Source organism: Serratia surfactantfaciens, from assembly GCF_001642805.2.
Classification (GTDB): Bacteria; Pseudomonadota; Gammaproteobacteria; order Enterobacterales; family Enterobacteriaceae; genus Serratia; species Serratia surfactantfaciens.
This window is the reverse complement of the sequence record NZ_CP016948.1, coordinates 794,248-809,141: the sequence shown is the minus strand read 5'-3', so window position 1 is coordinate 809,141 and position 14,894 is coordinate 794,248. Positions and strand designations below refer to the sequence as shown.

Sequence of the window (14,894 nt, the reverse complement as noted above, 5' to 3'; positions counted from 1 at the left end):
TTGATAACGGGTTTATATGGAATATAAATTTCAATAACAAGCACACGGGAAAATAAAGTTCATATTCGTGATGACGTTCATGAAACCTTGACGGGATGATGCAACGGAGAAAGTCCGGACACGGCAGGTCGTATCCGGACGAGATAAAATGAACCATTTATTTCATATCACGGTAAACCGTTGGCGCCGTGCCGCAAGTAGCCGGGACGTTGCAGCAGGCGCTGCTGATAGTCCGCCAGCGCCGCATAATGCGGCCGCTCGAACGGCGTCATCAACCAACGGTTCAGCGACAACCCCAGCACCACGTCCGCCAACGTAAAAACGGCGCCGGCGGCGTAAGGGCCGCGCTGCGCCAGATGTGCGTCCAACAAGCCCATCAGCCGGTTCCATTCGCACTCGGCGGCGGCCAGGCTGGCGGCATCCTGATAATCCGCATGCCCGCGCACCCGCGACATGAACACATAGCGCCAGGCACCGTTCAGATCGGTGGCCTGCCAATCCATCCACATCTCTACCGCCGCCCGCACGCCGGGTGCCTGCGGCAGCAGATCTTGCCGTCCTTCCCGCCCCGCCAGATAGCGGCAAATGGTGTTCGACTCCCACAGCACTCGGGCGCCGTCGATCAGCACCGGCACCAGGCCGTTGGGATTGAGCGCCAAAAACTCGGGTTCCTGCGTGGAGCGAAAGCCGCTGCCCCACTCCTCCCGTTCCAGCGGCAGCGCCAGCTCATGGCAGGTCCACAACACCTTGCGCACGTTGATCGATGAAGCCTTACCCAATAATTTCAGCATCCGCTTTCCTCACCCTCTCCAGAAAGGCTTATCCCCTTCGCGGCGCGCATCCGCTCGCGTCAGGCCGATATCCGCCAGTTGCCTGTCGTTCAGCAGCAGCAACTCTCTTCGCGTCCGCTGGCGCAGTTGATACAAACGCCAGCGGGATAGCCATGTTCGCCGCGGCATGGCGGCTTTTACGATAGACAAGACGGTCATCATGTTCTCCTGGGCAACTGACTCTGCCGTCATGATGCTGTGCGAGCAAAAAACAATACAGATTCACGTCAGCGTTATTTTTTTCATACAGCCATACCCAAAAACAGGCTGAATGCTTTACTTTGAAAGCATCTGTACCGGTTTTTACGGCATTCAACTCAACGAGAGGCATCTGTATGACACGCTATGCCGCCCTGGCCGCCATTCTTAGCCAGCGCATCCAGCAAGGACTGTATCCGGCCGGCGACCGCCTGCCTTCGGTGCGCACGCTGAGCCAGGAGCACGGCGTCAGCATCAGTACGGTGCAACAAGCCTATCGGCTGCTGGAGGAACAGCGCCTGGTGGAAGCGCGGCCGAAGTCGGGTTACTTCGTGCACGCGCGCCGCGCGCAGGCCGAGCTGCCTGCCATGACGGCGCCGGTGCAGCGGCCGGTGGATATTTCACAATGGGAACAGGTGCTGGAACTGGTGCGCAGCCGGCCGCGCGAAGGCCTGATTCAGCTAGGCCGCGGCATGCCGGATATCGCCGAACCGACGATGAAACCGCTGATCGTCGCCCTGCGCAACGCCGCCCGCCACGGCGATTTGCGCAGCCTGTATTACGACAGCATTCAGGGCGTGGCCGCGCTGCGCGAACAGGTCGCTCGCCTGCTGCTGGATTCGGGCTGCCAAATCGGCCCCGATCAGCTGCTGATCACCACCGGCTGCCAGGAAGCGATCTCCGCCGGGCTGCGCGCCGTTTGCCAACCCGGCGACATCGTGGCGGTCGACTCGCCCTGTTTCCACGGCACCATGCAGACACTCAAAGGCCTGGGCATCAAGGCGCTGGAAATCCCCACCGATCCGCTCAGCGGCGTCAGCCTGGCAGCGCTGGAAATGGCGCTGGAGCAGTGGCCGGTCAAGGCTATCCTGCTGACGCCCAACTGCAACAACCCGCTGGGCTACATCATGCCCGACGCCCACAAACAGCGGTTGCTGACGCTGGCGCAGCGCCACGACGCGGCGATCATCGAGGATGACGTTTACGGCGACATCGCCTATCACTACCCACGGCCGCGCACCATCAAGTCGTTCGACGAAGATGGCCGCGTGCTGCTGTGCAGCTCGTTTTCCAAAACGCTGGCGCCGGGGCTGCGCGTGGGCTGGATCGCGCCCGGCCGCTACCTGGAGCGGGTGCTGCATATGAAATTCATCGGCTCCGGCGCCACCGCCACCCAGCCGCAGCTGGCGATCGCCGAGTTTATTCGCGGCGGGCACTATCTGCAGCACCTGCGGCGCATGCGCGCCCGTTACCGGCAGAACCGCGATCGGATGACCGATCTGATCCTGAAATACTTCCCGGCAGGCACCCGCGTCAGCCGCCCGCGCGGCGGCTTTATGCTGTGGATCGAGCTGGATGAGGCGTTCGACACCCTGCGCCTCAACCGTCATCTCGAGCAGCAGGGCGTGCAGATCGCCGTCGGCAGCATCTTTTCCGCCGCCGGCAAATACCGCAACTGCCTGCGCATCAACTATGCGCCGGCGCTGACGCCGGAGATAGAGCAAGCGGTGCAGAAGGTCGGCGCCACCATCCAGGCGCTGATGCCGGCCGACAGTTTGGCGCAATCGGATTAAATCTTGACGCGATCGGATTATCGCTGTGCGGCCCGGCGCTCTAAAGTGGCATCACACCCACTCGCAATCAGGAAGGTCATGATGTCTCAGTCACAGGTATGGTTAATCACCGGCAGCTCCCGCGGCCTGGGCCAACAGCTGGCGCAGGCGGTGCTGGCCGCCGGACACCGTCTGGTCGCCACCGCCCGTCAGGCGCAACAGCTGCAGCCGCTGGTGGAACGCTACGGCGATCGGGTCGCTACGGTCGCGCTCGACGTCACCGACGCCAGGGCCGCCGAACGCGCGGTGCGCACGGCGATCGAACGCTTCGGCCGGCTGGACGTGCTGGTCAACAACGCCGGTTACGGCAATATCGCGCCGATAGAAGAAGCCGATGAGGCGGACTTCCGCGCGCAGCTCGAGACCAACTTTTTCGGCGTGTTCAACGTCACCCGCGCGGCGTTGCCGATATTGCGCCGGCAGGGCAGCGGCCATATCATCCAGATCGCCACCATCGGCGCTCGCCTCGGCATTGCCGGTCTCAGCGCCTACCATACCGCCAAGTGGGCGGTCGAAGGTTTCTCCGAATCGCTGGCCAAAGAGATCGCGCCGTTCGGCGTTAAGGTGACGATGGTCGAGCCCGGCGGCTTCCGCACCGATTGGGCCGGTTCTTCAATGACCATTGCGCCGATCGGCGAAGCCTATCAGCCGACGCTGGGTCCGATGCTGGCCTTCCTGCAGCAGCATAACGGCAGCCAAACCGGCGATCCGGCCAAGGCGGCGCAGGCGATCCTGCAGTTGGCGGCGCTGGAAGCCCCTCCGCTGCGCCTGCTGCTCGGCAGCGACGCGGTGCATATGGCAGCGCAGATCCTGGCCGAACGTCAGGCGGAAGACACGGCGTTTCGCGCTCTCAGCCTGAGCACCGACCACGACGACAGCTCGCCGGATCACGCCGCGATGGCGGCGGTGGTGACGGGAAAACCCTAAGGAGCCTGCATTGAGCAGCGATCAAATTCCGGTCTCCAGCGCTCTGGCGGTACGCCTGGCGGCGCTGGGCGTCGATATCGAGCAGCTCGGCCGATTGGCCGGGTTGCCCGCCGGGCTGTTCGGCGAACAGCGCGACAAGGTGAAACTCACCACGCAGCAATTTTTCTCCGTCTGGCGCACCCTGCCGCAGCTGAGCGACGACCCGGGTTTCGGTCTGCGCCTCGGCGGCGATGTGGCGCCGGAACACTATGACATCGCTTCGGTCGCCGCGCTGCATTCCGCGACGCTGGGCGAAGCGCTGCAAAAGATCGCGCGCTACAAACGGCTGGTCTGCCCGGAGGAGCTGATGCTGGTGGAAGACGGCGACAGCATGCGCCTGCACACTCGCTGGACCATGAGCGAAGGCCATGCGCCGGCGATGCTGATCGACGCCATGTTCGCCGCCATCACCACCCTGTGTCGACGCGGCACCGGCCTGCCCCTGCAGCCGCTGGCGATCGAATTGACCCGGCGAGCGGATGCCGCCTCCCCGCTGGCGCGCTATTTCGGTTGCCCGGTGGCATTCAACGCCCCGCTGGACGTGCTGGTGTTCGATCGCGCGTTGATGCGTCAACCCTTCGTCACCTATAACCAGGACATGCTGGCGGTGCTGCTGCCGGGGCTGGAGGCGGAGCTGGCCCGCTCTTTGGCGGAACACGATCTGCCGACGCAGGTGATGGCGATCCTCGGGCGCAGCATGCGCGGCCAACGCCCCAGCGTCAACAGCGTGGCCGCTGAGCTCTATCTCAGCCCGCGCACGCTGCAGCGCCGCCTGCAACAGCACGGCTACAGCTACCAGCAGCTGTTGGACAAAACCCGCCACCGCACCGCCTGTCGGCTGTTGGCGGACACCGATCTCGAGCCGGGAGAAATCGCCTTTGTGCTGGGATTTGAAGAACTGAATTCGTTCAGCCGCGCGTTCATGCAGTGGGAGGAGCTGACGCCCAGCCGCTGGCGCACGCAGCGCGCCGTCGGCCAACGGGAGAACAGAACATGAAAGTGATTATTTTCGGCGCCAGCGGCATGGTGGGCCAGGGCGCACTGCGGGAATGCCTGCGCGATCCGCAGGTCAGCGAAGTACTCAGCATCGGCCGAAGCCCGTTGGCCCAGAGCCACGCCAAACTGCGTCAGCTCACCCTGCCCGACCTGCGCAACCTGTCTTCGCTGGAGCCGCAGCTCGCCGGCTACGACGCCTGTTTCTTCTGCCTGGGAACGTCGTCCGCCGGCCTGAGCGAGGCCGAGTATCGCGCGGTGACTTACGATCTGACGCTGACCGCCGCCCGCCCGTTGGCGATGCTGAACCCGACGATGGTCTTTATTTACGTCTCCGGCCTCGGCACCGACAGCAGCGAACGCGGCCGCAGCATGTGGGCCAGGGTCAAGGGCGCTACCGAAAACGCCTTGCTGACGCTGCCGTTCCACGCGGTGATGTTCCGCCCTGGCGCCATTGTGCCGCTGCACGGCATTCGCTCCAAAACCCGCCTCTACGATCTGGCCTATCGGCTGTTCAAACCGCTGTGGCTTAGCGCTTTGCGGCTGCTTCCCGCTCAGGTGACCACCACCGAGCGGGTTGGGCTGGCGATGCTGGCGGTGGCGCGCCGGGAAACCGACTTACGCATCCTGGAGCCGGCGCAGATCAACCGAGTGGCGGCGTCCTGAAACAACGGGGTTAACCGCCCTGCCGCCAATACTCCGCCACCCGGCGGCGCAGATGTTCGATACCCTGCGGATGGTGAATAAACTGCTCCACCGGCATCATCCGCCAACGCTGCCCCTCGTTGCCAAAGCGAATCGCGGCGATCTGCGCCGGAGTGATCATCCCGGCCATAAACCAGGTCGGCGAACCGCCGGGCGAAATGCCGTCGTAGCGCCGCCGCCAGACGATCTGCCGTTCGGCGATCGATACGCCGAACTCTTCCCGCGTCTCCCGCTGCACGCACTGCAGCGGCGTTTCGCCGTTTTCCCGCCCGCCGCCGGGCAGATCCCACAGGCCGGGCCACGGAATGCCCGGCTTATCGTCCCGTTGGTAAACCAGCAGGAAACCGTCGCACAGCAGCGCGATCTTGGCTCCGCCAAACGCCCGTTCCGTCATATTTTCTCCTCACCCCGTCCATCCCCTGTCACTGAACATCATACTTCATCCCCGCGCGGCCTGGTGTATAGTGAAAACCCGTTTTCACAACAGGCGAACAATGACGATGAACTCTCCGTTTCTGGTGACACCCCAATGGCTTGCGCAACATATCAACGATGAAAATCTGGTCGTTCTCGACGTGCGAATGTCGCCGGTCGGGCTGACGCCGAAAAAAGACATGCTTGCCGAGTTCGAACGCGGCCATATCCCCGGCGCGGTCTACTTCGATATCGACGAGGTGGCGGACAAGAACACCACGCTGCCGCACATGTTGCCAACGGCGGCGGAATTCGGCGCAGCGGCGGGCAAGCTGGGCATCAGCGAGCGCGACACCCTGGTGATTTACGACGAAGGCAACCAGTTCTCCGCGCCGCGCGGCTGGTGGACTTTCCGCAATTTCGGCGCCCAGCGTGTTTACGTGCTGGACGAAGGGCTGAACGGCTGGACCGCGCTGGGGCAAGCGCTGGAAACCGGCCCGGCGCAGCCTGAGCCGCAGACCTTCTACGCCCGCTTCAACGCCGAAGCGGTAGTGGATATGCGGCAAGTGGAGCAGGCGTTAGGCACGCCGGTGCAAATTCTCGACGCGCGCGCCGCGCCGCGCTTTTATGCCGAAGCGCCAGAGCCGCGCCCCGGCCTGCATCGCGGCCACATTCCCGGCAGCATCAATATTCCGTACGGCGAGCTGCTGGAGAACGGCCGTTTCAAATCGCTGGCAGCGCTGCGCCAAACCTTCAGCGACAAGGGCGTGGACATCAACGGCCCGATCATCACCAGCTGCGGCTCCGGCGTAACGGCGGCGGTGCTGGCGTTCGGCCTGCTGTCGCTCGGCGCTCCGCAGGTCAAACTGTATGACGGCGCCTGGAGCGAATGGGGCCAACTGAGCGGCAAGCAGCCGATCGCCAAAGATTAAGATTCGATCCGCTCGACCACGATCTGCGCCAGCCGCTGCACGGCGGCAGAAGGCTGATCCTCGGCGCGGTGCAGCACCACGCCGAGCTGGCCCAGAGCGGGCAGCAAATCGGGCGCCAGCGGCGTCAGGCCGGGCGGCAAACCGGCAGCCGCCCGCACCGTGACGCCCAACCCGGCGTTCACCGCCGCCCACACGCCGTTCAGGCTGCGGCTGGTAAAGGCGATGCGCCAGGGGATGCCGGCGCGATCCAGCGCCTGCGTCGCCGCGCTGCGCATCAGGCAGGGCGCGTCGAACATCACCAGCGGCAGCGGCTCATCCCCTTCTCGCCAGGGCGCCAGCGCGAAGCCGGGCGAGGCGATCCAGTGCAGTTGCCGCTGCCCCAGCGCCTGATGAAACGGCGTGCTCAAACCGCCATCCCACGCCAGCGACAGATCCAGTTGGCCTTTCAGCACCCAGTCGATCAACTCGGCATTGCGGGCGATGCGCGCCTCGATACGCACCTTCGGATTGGCGCGCGCGAAGCTGCCCAACACCTGCGGCAGAAACGTCTCGCCGAAATCTTCCTGCAGCCCCAGCCGCACCGTGCCCTGCAGATCCAATCCGCGCACCGCGGCGGCGGCCTCATCATTGAGCTCCAGCAGACGGCGCGCGTAACCGAGCAGGGTCTCCCCCGCCTCAGTCATCACCATGCCGCGTCCAGCCTTGCGCAGGATCGGCGCGCCGACCTGCTGCTCCAGCTTTTTCAGGTGGGCGCTGACCGCCGACGTCGAACGTCCCAGCCGTTCCGCCGCCTTGGCGAAGCTGCCCAGCTCGACGCCGGTGACGAAGCTGCGTAAATCCTCGAGATCGAAGGTAATTCGTCCCATGCTGACCGTCCTGATTTTCTGAACCATCAATCAAAATAATACCGATTTTACTGATAAAGATGGCGTGTCACGCTCTCCGGGTCAATGTCTTTCAGGAGAATCCTTATGCTCGCGATGCAATACCGTTTCACCCTGCCCGCCGACTACGATATGGCGATCGTTCGCCGCCGCATTGCCGATTTCGGCCACCTGCTCGACGCCTGCCCGCAGCTGATCGTCAAAGCCTATCTGTACGCGCAGCGCAGCGAAGGCAGCGCCGAGAATCTCTACGCTCCTTTTTACCTGTGGAACAGCAGCGCCGGCATGAGCGACTTCCTGGCCGGCGAAGGCTTCAGGGGCCTCAGCCAGGCGTTCGGCTGGCCGCGCGTCAGCCACTGGCTGCCGTGGCTGACGCATTTCGATCGCCTTCATCTGGCCGAGGCCGCTTGGGCGACCCGTCAGGAACAGGCCATCGCCCCCTACAGCGATCTGCCTGCATTGCGTCGCCAACAGCAGGCGGCCCCCGGCGCGCTGGCCTCCATCGTGGCGTTCGATCCCGCCGAGTGGCGGTTAGTACGGCTGGATATCTGGCGTGAAGCGCCGCAGGCGCGGCCGCAAAACAGCCAGCTGTTCCGCGTCGGCCATCTGTCCGCTCCCTTTGACCACACTGCGCCGCGGGTTGACAGTTAAATGTGATATTGATAATCATTATCAATACTAAACACTCATTTGCGGTTCGCGGGATGCGGGCCGCTCTCCGGGGTCAACCGCCATGTCGTCATCACCGATCACACCTTACGCCACCGCCTGCTGCATCGTGGGAGGCGGCCCCGCCGGGCTGATGCTCGGCTATCTGCTGGCGCGGGCGGGGATCGACGTGACGGTGCTGGAGAAGCACGCCGACTTCCTGCGCGATTTTCGCGGTGACACCATTCATCCCTCGACGCTGGAAGTCATGCATCAGCTGGGCCTACTCGATGAACTGTTGACGCTGCCGCACCAGCGCGCGGAATCCCTGCACGCCGAAGTCGCCGGGCGCGACATCAAGCTGGCGGATTTCACCCGCCTGCCGACGCGCTGCAAATTTATCGCCTTTATGCCGCAGTGGGAGTTCCTCAATTTTTTGGCACAGCAGGCCGCCGCTTTTCCCAATTTCAGATTGTTGACCTCAACGCAGGTTCATGAGCTGCTGTATGACCGCGGCCAGGTATGCGGCGTACTGGCCGACACGCCGGAAGGCCCGATCCGCGTGCGCAGCCAGTTGGTGATCGGCACCGACGGCCGCAACTCGGTGGTGCGTGAGCAGGCGGCGCTCAGCAGCCGATCCTTCGGTGCCCCGCGCGACGTCTTGTGGATGAAGCTCAGCAAGCAGCCGGGCGATCCGGCCTGGTCAATGGGCCACACCGGGCCAAAGCAGAACTTCATCATGATCGATCGCGGTGACTACTGGCAGTGCGGCTACTCGATCGACAAAGGCAGCTTCGACGCGATCCGCCGCAACGGGCTGGAGAAATTTTTGCTGCACCTCGCCGAGGTGGCGCCATTCCAGGACGATCGCCTGCAGGAGATCGTCGAGTGGGATCAGCTGAAACTGCTGAGCATCCGCATCGATCGTCTGGATCGCTGGGCCAAACCGGGCGTGCTGTGCATCGGCGACGCCGCGCACGCCATGTCACCGATCGGTGGCGTGGGCGTCAATCTGGCGATTCAGGACGCGGTAGCCGCCGCCAACGCCCTGATACCGCCGCTGCGCCAACATCGGCTGCAGCTGAAACATTTGCTGAGCGTGCAGCGCCGGCGTGAGTTCCCCACCCGGGCGATCCAGTTTTTGCAGATCAAAATGAGCCAGCGCAAGCCGGGTCAGCGTCGCGCCGCCGGCGGTTCGCGCCTGATCGCTCGCGTCGGCAACAGCCGTTGGCTGCCGCGCCTGTTCGGTCGCATCATCGGCCTGGGCTTTCGCCGCGAAACGCCGCGACATCTTGAAAATTAAGCCGCTATACTCATCGGTTCTCGCTTCGATGAGGTTCACTCATGTTCACCGTCCGTCAGGCATTGGTAGAAGATTTAACCCAGGTGCGCGATATCGGCATCAGCACCTATCGTTCGCACTTCGGTGAGCTGTGGCACTACCCGCACGAGCTGGAGGCCTTTCTGGCCGAGGATTTTTCCGTCTCCGCGCTGGAACGGACGCTGCGCGATCCCGACGTGTGCTGGCTGTTGGCCTATGAGAATGATGCCCTCGTCGGCTATGCGCGGGTGAACTTCGACAGCCTGCTGGCACCAACCGAACAAATCGGCGCAGAGCTGCAGAAAATCTATTTCCTGCCGGGCCACGCCGGCAACGGCTATGGCCAGCGCCTGTTCGAACAGGTGCAGCGGCGGGCCATCGAGCGCCGGCAAAAAACGCTGTGGCTGGAGGTGCTGCAACGCAACACCGGCGCCCAACGTTTTTATCAGCGTCAGGGATTGAGCATTTGTGGCGAGACCTGCTACACCAGCGCCCAAGGCTCGATAGGCATCTGGTATATGAGCAAGGCGCTGTAACCGCGCCCCGCTCCGCCGCCGTTTAGCGCGGCTCCCGCTGCAGCATCAGGAACAGCAAGGCAAACGCATTGGGCGCCAGGTAGATCAGCGCCCCCAGTTGCACCGCCAGCGGGTTCTCTTTGGCCTGCCAGGCCATAAACCAGTCGCCGGCGACCACCATAAAGCCGACGCCCCACACCGCGATCGCGCAAAGCGCCCCCAGCATCGCCCAGGCTTTACCCTTGGCGAAAGCGGCGTAAGGGTCTTTCAATCGCCCGACCATCAGCACCACGCCGGCCGTCGCCAGCAACCCGGCCAGCGTTTCCAGCGCGGTGATGACCGCCAACCCCAACATGCAGGCCCAGTCGGCGGTGACGGCGCGCCACATCAGCCCCGGCGTCTGATAGGTATCTTGCATGGCGAGCAGCGGCCCCACCGCATTGCGCGCGGTGCCGGCGAAGTCCGCCGTATTGTTCAACAGGCTGAACAGCCCCCACAGGGCCGGAAACAGGGACAGGACGATGCAAGCGAGGCGTGACACAGTGATTTCGTTCATGATGATGTTAGCTATCCATGGCAAGGGATTAATAAAAAACGCCTTTTAGATTAGTCCATAACATCCGCAAGGAGAAACAGCTGCACGACTTTCAGACATGCGGCTCCCTTTGCCTCGTTCAAATCGCCACCAGCCCACGTACGCCGTCCTGTTCCATATTGCTGCCGGCGCCGCGCTGCACGATGCTGCCGCGCGACATCACCAGATAGCTGTCCGCCAGATCGGCGGCAAAGTCATAGAACTGTTCCACCAGCAGGATCGCCATATCGCCGCGCGCCGCCAGCTGCTTGATCACCGCACCGATCTCCTTGATCACCGACGGTTGGATCCCTTCCGTCGGCTCGTCGAGGATCAACAACTGCGGCCGGCAGGCCAGCGCCCGGCCGATCGCCAGCTGCTGTTGCTGCCCGCCGGAGAGATCGCCGCCGCGCCGATCCTTCATCTGCCTCAGTACCGGAAACAGGTCATAGATCGGATCCGGCACCGTGCGCGCGGCGCCGCCGGAGAAGCGCGCCAGCCCCATCAGCAGATTTTCTTCCACCGTCAGACGCGGGAAGATTTCCCGCCCCTGCGGCACATAGGCGATGCCCGCCTGCACCCGCTGGTGCGGCTTTTTACCGGTGATGGTTTCGCCCTGCCAACGGACGCTGCCGCTGCGCGCCGGGATCAGCCCCATCAGGCATTTCAGCAGCGTGGTCTTGCCCACGCCGTTGCGCCCCAGCAGGCAGGTCACTTCGCCGATGCGCGCCTCAAACGACAGGCCGCGCAGAATGTGGCTGCCGCCGTAATACTGATTCAATTCCTCTACCTGCAGCATGATTACGCCTCCTCAGCGCCCCAGATATACCTCAATCACCCGTTCATCAGCCTGCACCTGCGCCAGCGATCCTTCCGCCAGCACCTGTCCCTGATGCAGCACCGTCACGCGATCGGCGATGGTCTCCACAAACCCCATGTCGTGCTCCACCACCATCAGCGAATGCTTGCCCGCCAGCTCGCGGAACAGTTCGGCGGTGTAGTCGGTTTCGGCGTCGGTCATGCCGGCCGCCGGTTCGTCGAGCAGCAGCAGGTGCGGCTCCTGTACCAGCAGCATGCCGATCTCGAGAAACTGTTTCTGCCCGTGGGACAGCAACCCGGCGGGCCGGTGGCGCTCATGCCCCAGCCGCAGGGTTTTCAGCATCTCGTCGATGCGGTCGCGCTGCTCGCTGCTCAGGCGGGCGCGCAGGCAGGCCCACACCGACTTACGGGTTTTCTGCGCGATCTCCAGGTTTTCGAACACCGTCAGCGCCTCGAACACCGTCGGCTTTTGAAACTTGCGGCCAATGCCGGCGTGGGCGATCTGCATCGGTGCCAGCCGGGTCAGATCGACGGTCTGGTCGTAAAACACCCTGCCGCTGTCCGGCCGGGTCTTGCCGGTGATCACATCCATTAGCGTAGTCTTGCCGGCCCCGTTGGGGCCGATCACGCAGCGCAGTTCGCCGACGCCAATGCGCAGCGACAGATCGGTCAGCGCGCGAAAACCGTCGAAGCTGACGTTGATGTTGTCGAGCTGCAGCACCGGATCGGTTTGCTGCCGATATTTATCCGCCGGTAGCGGATGGGTAAATAGCTCGTCGGTCACTTGCATCGCCTTCATGAGCTTTTCCTCCGCCGCAGCAGGCCGATCACCCCTTTGGGCAGAAACAGCGTAACGACGATAAACATCAGGCCGAGGAACAGCTGCCAGTATTCGGGAATGGCCATGGTGAACCAGCTCTTGGCGCCGTTGACGATGCCGGCGCCGAGCAGCGGCCCCACCAGCGTGCCGCGCCCGCCAAGCGCCACCCAGATGGCGGCCTCGATCGAGTTGGTCGGCGACATTTCACCAGGGTTGATGATGCCGACCTGCGGCACATAGAGCGCGCCGGCCAGCCCGCACAGCACCGCCGACAGCGTCCAGACGAACAGCTTGAAGCCCTTCGGATCGTAGCCGCAGAAAGTCAGGCGGTTTTCCGCATCGCGCACCGCAGTCAGCACCCGGCCGAACTTGCTGCGCGCCAGCGCAAAGCCGATGGCCAGGCTGGCGACCAGCAGCAGCACCGTCGCCAGAAACAGCGCCACCCGCGTGCCGGCGGCGGTGATGGGAAAGCCGAGCAGCGTGGTGAAACCGGTAAAGCCGTTATTGCCGCCGAAACCGGTCTCATTGCGAAAGAACAGCAGCATGCCGGCATAGGTCAGCGCCTGGGTCATGATCGAGAAATACACCCCTTTGATTTTCGAGCGGAAGGCGAAGTAGCCGAACAGAAAGGCCAGCAGGCCCGGCACCAGCACGATCAGACACAGCGCCCAGGCGAAATGCTGGGTGCCGCTCCAGAACCACGGCAGCTCAGTCCAGGAGAGGAACGCCATAAACGCCGGCAGCCCGTCGCCCGCCGCCTGCCGCATCAGGTACATGCCCATGGCGTAGCCGCCGAGCGCGAAGAACAGCCCGTGGCCGAGCGACAACAGCCCGGCATAGCCCCACACCAGATCGAGCGCCACCGCCACCACCGCGTAGCACAGGATCTTGCCCGTCAGCGTCAGGGTATAGGTGGACACTGCCAGCGGATGATCCGCCGGCAACAGCGTCATGAACGGCATGACCAGCAGCGCCAGCAACGCCAGCGCGCCGATGCTCAACGCCAGCCGAGGCGCTTTCTGCACGCCGGTTACGGTCAATGGTTGGCTCATCAGTCAATCACCCTGCCCTTAAGGGCGAATAGCCCCTGCGGACGCTTTTGAATAAACAGAACGATCAGCACCAGGATCAGGATCTTGCCCAGCACGGCGCCGATCTGCGGCTCGAGGATCTTGTTGACGATGCCGAGGCCAAAGGCCGCCGCTACCGTCCCCGCCAGCTGGCCGACGCCGCCGAGCACCACCACCAGGAACGAATCGATGATGTAGCCTTGCCCCAGCTCCGGCCCGACGTTGCCCAGCTGCGACAGCGCCACCCCGCCGAGCCCGGCGATGCCGGATCCCAACCCGAAAGCCAGCATGTCCACCCGCCCGGTGGGCACACCGCAGCAGGCGGCCATCGCGCGGTTTTGCGTCACCGCGCGCACGTTCATGCCGAGGCGGGTCTTGTTCAAGAGCAGCCAGGTCAACGCCAGCACCAAGAGCACGAACGCGATCACCGCGATGCGGTTCCACGGCAGCACCAGGTTCGGCAACAGCTGCACGCCGCCCGACAGCCACGCCGGGTTGGCGACCTCGACGTTCTGCGCGCCGAACAGCACCCGCACCAGCTGGATCAGCACCAGGCTGATGCCCCAGGTAGCCAGCAGGGTTTCCAGCGGCCGGCCGTACAGGTGGCGGATCACCGTGCGCTCCAGCAGCATGCCGATCCCGGCGGTGATGGCGAACGCCACCGGCAGCGCCGCCAGCGGATAAAGCGCCAGCCACTGCGGCACCCACTGCTGAAACAGCCCCTGCACCAGGTAAGCGGAATAGGCGCCGAGCATCAGCATTTCGCCGTGCGCCATATTGATGACGCCGAGCAGGCCGTAGGTGATCGCCAGGCCGAGCGCCGCCAGCAGCAGGATCGAACCGAGCGACAGGCCGCTGAACGCCTGGCCGAGCAGATCGCCGATCATCAGACGGTGCTGCACGCGCTGCAGGCTGCGTTGCGCCTCGGCGCGCACCGCGGCGTCCGGTTCGTGGGCAGCATCGGTCAACGCTTGCAGCCGCGCGCGGGTTTCCGGCTCGCCCGATTCGCCCAGCAGCCGCACCGCATTGAAACGCACCTGCGGGCTGGCGTCGGTCAATTGCAGGTTGGCCAGCGCAATGCTCAGCGCGTCGTGCACCTGCGGGTCTTTCTCCTGCGCCAGCCGCCGGGTCAACAGCGGCAACTGCTCGCCCTGCGCCTCACGCTGCAGCGCGGTCGCCGCCTGCAGCCGCACCGCCGCATCCGCGCTGACCAATCGCTGCGCCGACAACGCGTTGGCGATCAGAATGCGCAGCCGGTTGTTCAGCCATACCTTCTTCGGTTCGCCAACCGGAGCCGCCGCACCTTCGAGCGGCAGATAGCGGTCGCCCTGGCGGATAAAGGCGCGCTTCGCCCCGTCGATCGCCACGGTTTCCTGCTGCAGCCCCTGCAGCAACGGCAGGCGCGCGGCGTCCGGCTCGGCCGCCCACGCCTGCAGCAGTTTGGCCTGCTGTGCACGGTTGGCCGCCGCGAACTCATCGGCCGGCCCGGCCTGCGCCAGCAGGGGCCAGGCGCACAGCAGCCACAGCCCGGCGCGCAGAGAGGATAAAAACGGAGATTGCATCAGCTGCCTCTTCTGTTGGGCCGGCGGGCG

At 64.2% G+C, this 14,894-nt stretch carries 17 protein-coding genes; 8 read left to right on the top strand and 9 right to left on the bottom strand.

The window, feature by feature from the left end; translation table 11 throughout:
- Positions 1-167 precede the first annotated feature (167 nt).
- Positions 168-791 carry a glutathione S-transferase family protein gene (locus ATE40_RS03875; protein ID WP_063918995.1) on the bottom strand — a complete coding sequence of 208 codons (624 nt, stop codon included), beginning with the start codon at positions 789-791 and terminating at the stop codon, positions 168-170.
- Positions 792-800: 9 nt separating this feature from the next.
- Entirely contained in the window at positions 801-989 is a 189-nt protein-coding gene (locus ATE40_RS03870; RefSeq protein ID WP_019454672.1) for a DUF1127 domain-containing protein, read from the bottom strand.
- Positions 990-1,165: 176 nt separating this feature from the next.
- Between ATE40_RS03870 and ATE40_RS03865 the strand changes: the two genes are divergently transcribed.
- The 4 genes from ATE40_RS03865 to ATE40_RS03850 all read left to right on the top strand — a co-directional run bounded on the left by ATE40_RS03865 (position 1,166) and on the right by ATE40_RS03850 (position 5,266).
- Complete coding sequence (locus ATE40_RS03865) at positions 1,166-2,602, top strand: aminotransferase-like domain-containing protein (protein ID WP_019454673.1); 1,437 nt, start codon at positions 1,166-1,168, stop codon at positions 2,600-2,602.
- Positions 2,603-2,683: 81 nt separating this feature from the next.
- Entirely contained in the window at positions 2,684-3,568 is an 885-nt protein-coding gene (locus ATE40_RS03860; RefSeq protein WP_063918994.1) for an oxidoreductase, read from the top strand.
- Positions 3,569-3,578: 10 nt separating this feature from the next.
- A complete protein-coding gene (locus tag ATE40_RS03855; protein WP_063918993.1) occupies positions 3,579-4,604 on the top strand; it encodes an AraC family transcriptional regulator in 1,026 nt (341 codons plus the stop codon).
- Complete coding sequence (locus tag ATE40_RS03850; RefSeq protein ID WP_019454676.1) at positions 4,601-5,266, top strand: Rossmann-fold NAD(P)-binding domain-containing protein; 666 nt, start codon at positions 4,601-4,603, stop codon at positions 5,264-5,266. Before ATE40_RS03855 ends, ATE40_RS03850 begins: the two co-directional genes overlap by 4 nt.
- 10 nt (positions 5,267-5,276) lie before the next feature.
- On the opposite strand, the gene ATE40_RS03845 is transcribed toward ATE40_RS03850, so the two are convergent.
- Positions 5,277-5,699: an NUDIX hydrolase gene (locus ATE40_RS03845; protein WP_063918992.1), complete on the bottom strand. Its 423-nt coding sequence runs from the start codon at positions 5,697-5,699 to the stop codon at positions 5,277-5,279.
- Positions 5,700-5,805: 106 nt separating this feature from the next.
- On the opposite strand from ATE40_RS03845, the gene sseA reads away from it, so the two are divergent.
- Positions 5,806-6,651: a 3-mercaptopyruvate sulfurtransferase gene (gene sseA / locus ATE40_RS03840; protein WP_063919588.1), complete on the top strand. Its 846-nt coding sequence runs from the start codon at positions 5,806-5,808 to the stop codon at positions 6,649-6,651.
- Here sseA and ATE40_RS03835 read toward each other — a convergent pair.
- Positions 6,648-7,517, bottom strand: a complete 870-nt coding sequence (locus tag ATE40_RS03835) for a LysR substrate-binding domain-containing protein (protein ID WP_063918991.1) — start codon at positions 7,515-7,517, stop codon at positions 6,648-6,650. The two genes, sseA and ATE40_RS03835, sit on opposite strands and share 4 nt — an antisense overlap.
- A 105-nt stretch (positions 7,518-7,622) precedes the next feature.
- Between ATE40_RS03835 and ATE40_RS03830 the strand changes: the two genes are divergently transcribed.
- From ATE40_RS03830 to ATE40_RS03820, 3 genes are all read left to right on the top strand, one after another.
- Positions 7,623-8,186, top strand: a complete 564-nt coding sequence (locus tag ATE40_RS03830) for a DUF4865 family protein (protein WP_019454680.1) — start codon at positions 7,623-7,625, stop codon at positions 8,184-8,186.
- Between the two features lie 82 nt (positions 8,187-8,268).
- On the top strand, positions 8,269-9,486 hold the full coding sequence (locus tag ATE40_RS03825; protein ID WP_025159999.1) for an FAD-dependent oxidoreductase: 1,218 nt from the start codon (positions 8,269-8,271) through the stop codon (positions 9,484-9,486).
- Between the two features lie 41 nt (positions 9,487-9,527).
- Entirely contained in the window at positions 9,528-10,040 is a 513-nt protein-coding gene (locus ATE40_RS03820) for a GNAT family N-acetyltransferase (protein ID WP_019454682.1), read from the top strand.
- Between the two features lie 22 nt (positions 10,041-10,062).
- Here ATE40_RS03820 and ATE40_RS03815 read toward each other — a convergent pair whose 3' ends face one another.
- The 5 genes from ATE40_RS03815 to urtB form a co-directional block, all read right to left on the bottom strand.
- Positions 10,063-10,575: a DUF2165 family protein gene (locus ATE40_RS03815; RefSeq protein WP_019454683.1), complete on the bottom strand. Its 513-nt coding sequence runs from the start codon at positions 10,573-10,575 to the stop codon at positions 10,063-10,065.
- Between the two features lie 118 nt (positions 10,576-10,693).
- Positions 10,694-11,392, bottom strand: a complete 699-nt coding sequence (urtE, locus tag ATE40_RS03810) for an urea ABC transporter ATP-binding subunit UrtE (protein WP_063918990.1) — start codon at positions 11,390-11,392, stop codon at positions 10,694-10,696.
- 12 nt (positions 11,393-11,404) lie between these two features.
- The gene (urtD, locus tag ATE40_RS03805) at positions 11,405-12,211 is read right to left on the bottom strand and encodes an urea ABC transporter ATP-binding protein UrtD (RefSeq protein ID WP_019454685.1); all 807 of its coding nucleotides are present in this window, start codon (positions 12,209-12,211) and stop codon (positions 11,405-11,407) included.
- Positions 12,208-13,284 carry an urea ABC transporter permease subunit UrtC gene (urtC, locus tag ATE40_RS03800; RefSeq protein ID WP_063918989.1) on the bottom strand — a complete coding sequence of 359 codons (1,077 nt, stop codon included), beginning with the start codon at positions 13,282-13,284 and terminating at the stop codon, positions 12,208-12,210. Before urtC ends, urtD begins: the two co-directional genes overlap by 4 nt.
- On the bottom strand, positions 13,284-14,864 hold the full coding sequence (urtB, locus tag ATE40_RS03795; RefSeq protein WP_063918988.1) for an urea ABC transporter permease subunit UrtB: 1,581 nt from the start codon (positions 14,862-14,864) through the stop codon (positions 13,284-13,286). The genes urtC and urtB overlap by 1 nt, the downstream gene beginning before the upstream one ends.
- Positions 14,865-14,894: the final 30 nt, after the last annotated feature.

Excerpts from the sequence above, each read along its gene's own strand:
- ATE40_RS03875 (WP_063918995.1), bottom strand. The coding sequence starts at position 791 with ATGCTGAAATTATTGGGTAAGGCTTCATCGATCAACGTGCGCAAGGTG.
- ATE40_RS03870 (WP_019454672.1), bottom strand. The coding sequence starts at position 989 with ATGACCGTCTTGTCTATCGTAAAAGCCGCCATGCCGCGGCGAACATGG.
- ATE40_RS03865 (WP_019454673.1), top strand. The coding sequence starts at position 1,166 with ATGACACGCTATGCCGCCCTGGCCGCCATTCTTAGCCAGCGCATCCAG.
- ATE40_RS03860 (WP_063918994.1), top strand. The coding sequence starts at position 2,684 with ATGTCTCAGTCACAGGTATGGTTAATCACCGGCAGCTCCCGCGGCCTG.
- ATE40_RS03850 (WP_019454676.1), top strand. The coding sequence starts at position 4,601 with ATGAAAGTGATTATTTTCGGCGCCAGCGGCATGGTGGGCCAGGGCGCA.
- ATE40_RS03845 (WP_063918992.1), bottom strand. The coding sequence starts at position 5,699 with ATGACGGAACGGGCGTTTGGCGGAGCCAAGATCGCGCTGCTGTGCGAC.
- sseA (WP_063919588.1), top strand. The coding sequence starts at position 5,806 with ATGAACTCTCCGTTTCTGGTGACACCCCAATGGCTTGCGCAACATATC.
- ATE40_RS03835 (WP_063918991.1), bottom strand. The coding sequence starts at position 7,517 with ATGGGACGAATTACCTTCGATCTCGAGGATTTACGCAGCTTCGTCACC.
- ATE40_RS03830 (WP_019454680.1), top strand. The coding sequence starts at position 7,623 with ATGCTCGCGATGCAATACCGTTTCACCCTGCCCGCCGACTACGATATG.
- ATE40_RS03825 (WP_025159999.1), top strand. The coding sequence starts at position 8,269 with ATGTCGTCATCACCGATCACACCTTACGCCACCGCCTGCTGCATCGTG.
- ATE40_RS03820 (WP_019454682.1), top strand. The coding sequence starts at position 9,528 with ATGTTCACCGTCCGTCAGGCATTGGTAGAAGATTTAACCCAGGTGCGC.
- ATE40_RS03815 (WP_019454683.1), bottom strand. The coding sequence starts at position 10,575 with ATGAACGAAATCACTGTGTCACGCCTCGCTTGCATCGTCCTGTCCCTG.
- urtE (WP_063918990.1), bottom strand. The coding sequence starts at position 11,392 with ATGCTGCAGGTAGAGGAATTGAATCAGTATTACGGCGGCAGCCACATT.
- urtD (WP_019454685.1), bottom strand. The coding sequence starts at position 12,211 with ATGAAGGCGATGCAAGTGACCGACGAGCTATTTACCCATCCGCTACCG.
- urtC (WP_063918989.1), bottom strand. The coding sequence starts at position 13,284 with ATGAGCCAACCATTGACCGTAACCGGCGTGCAGAAAGCGCCTCGGCTG.
- urtB (WP_063918988.1), bottom strand. The coding sequence starts at position 14,864 with ATGCAATCTCCGTTTTTATCCTCTCTGCGCGCCGGGCTGTGGCTGCTG.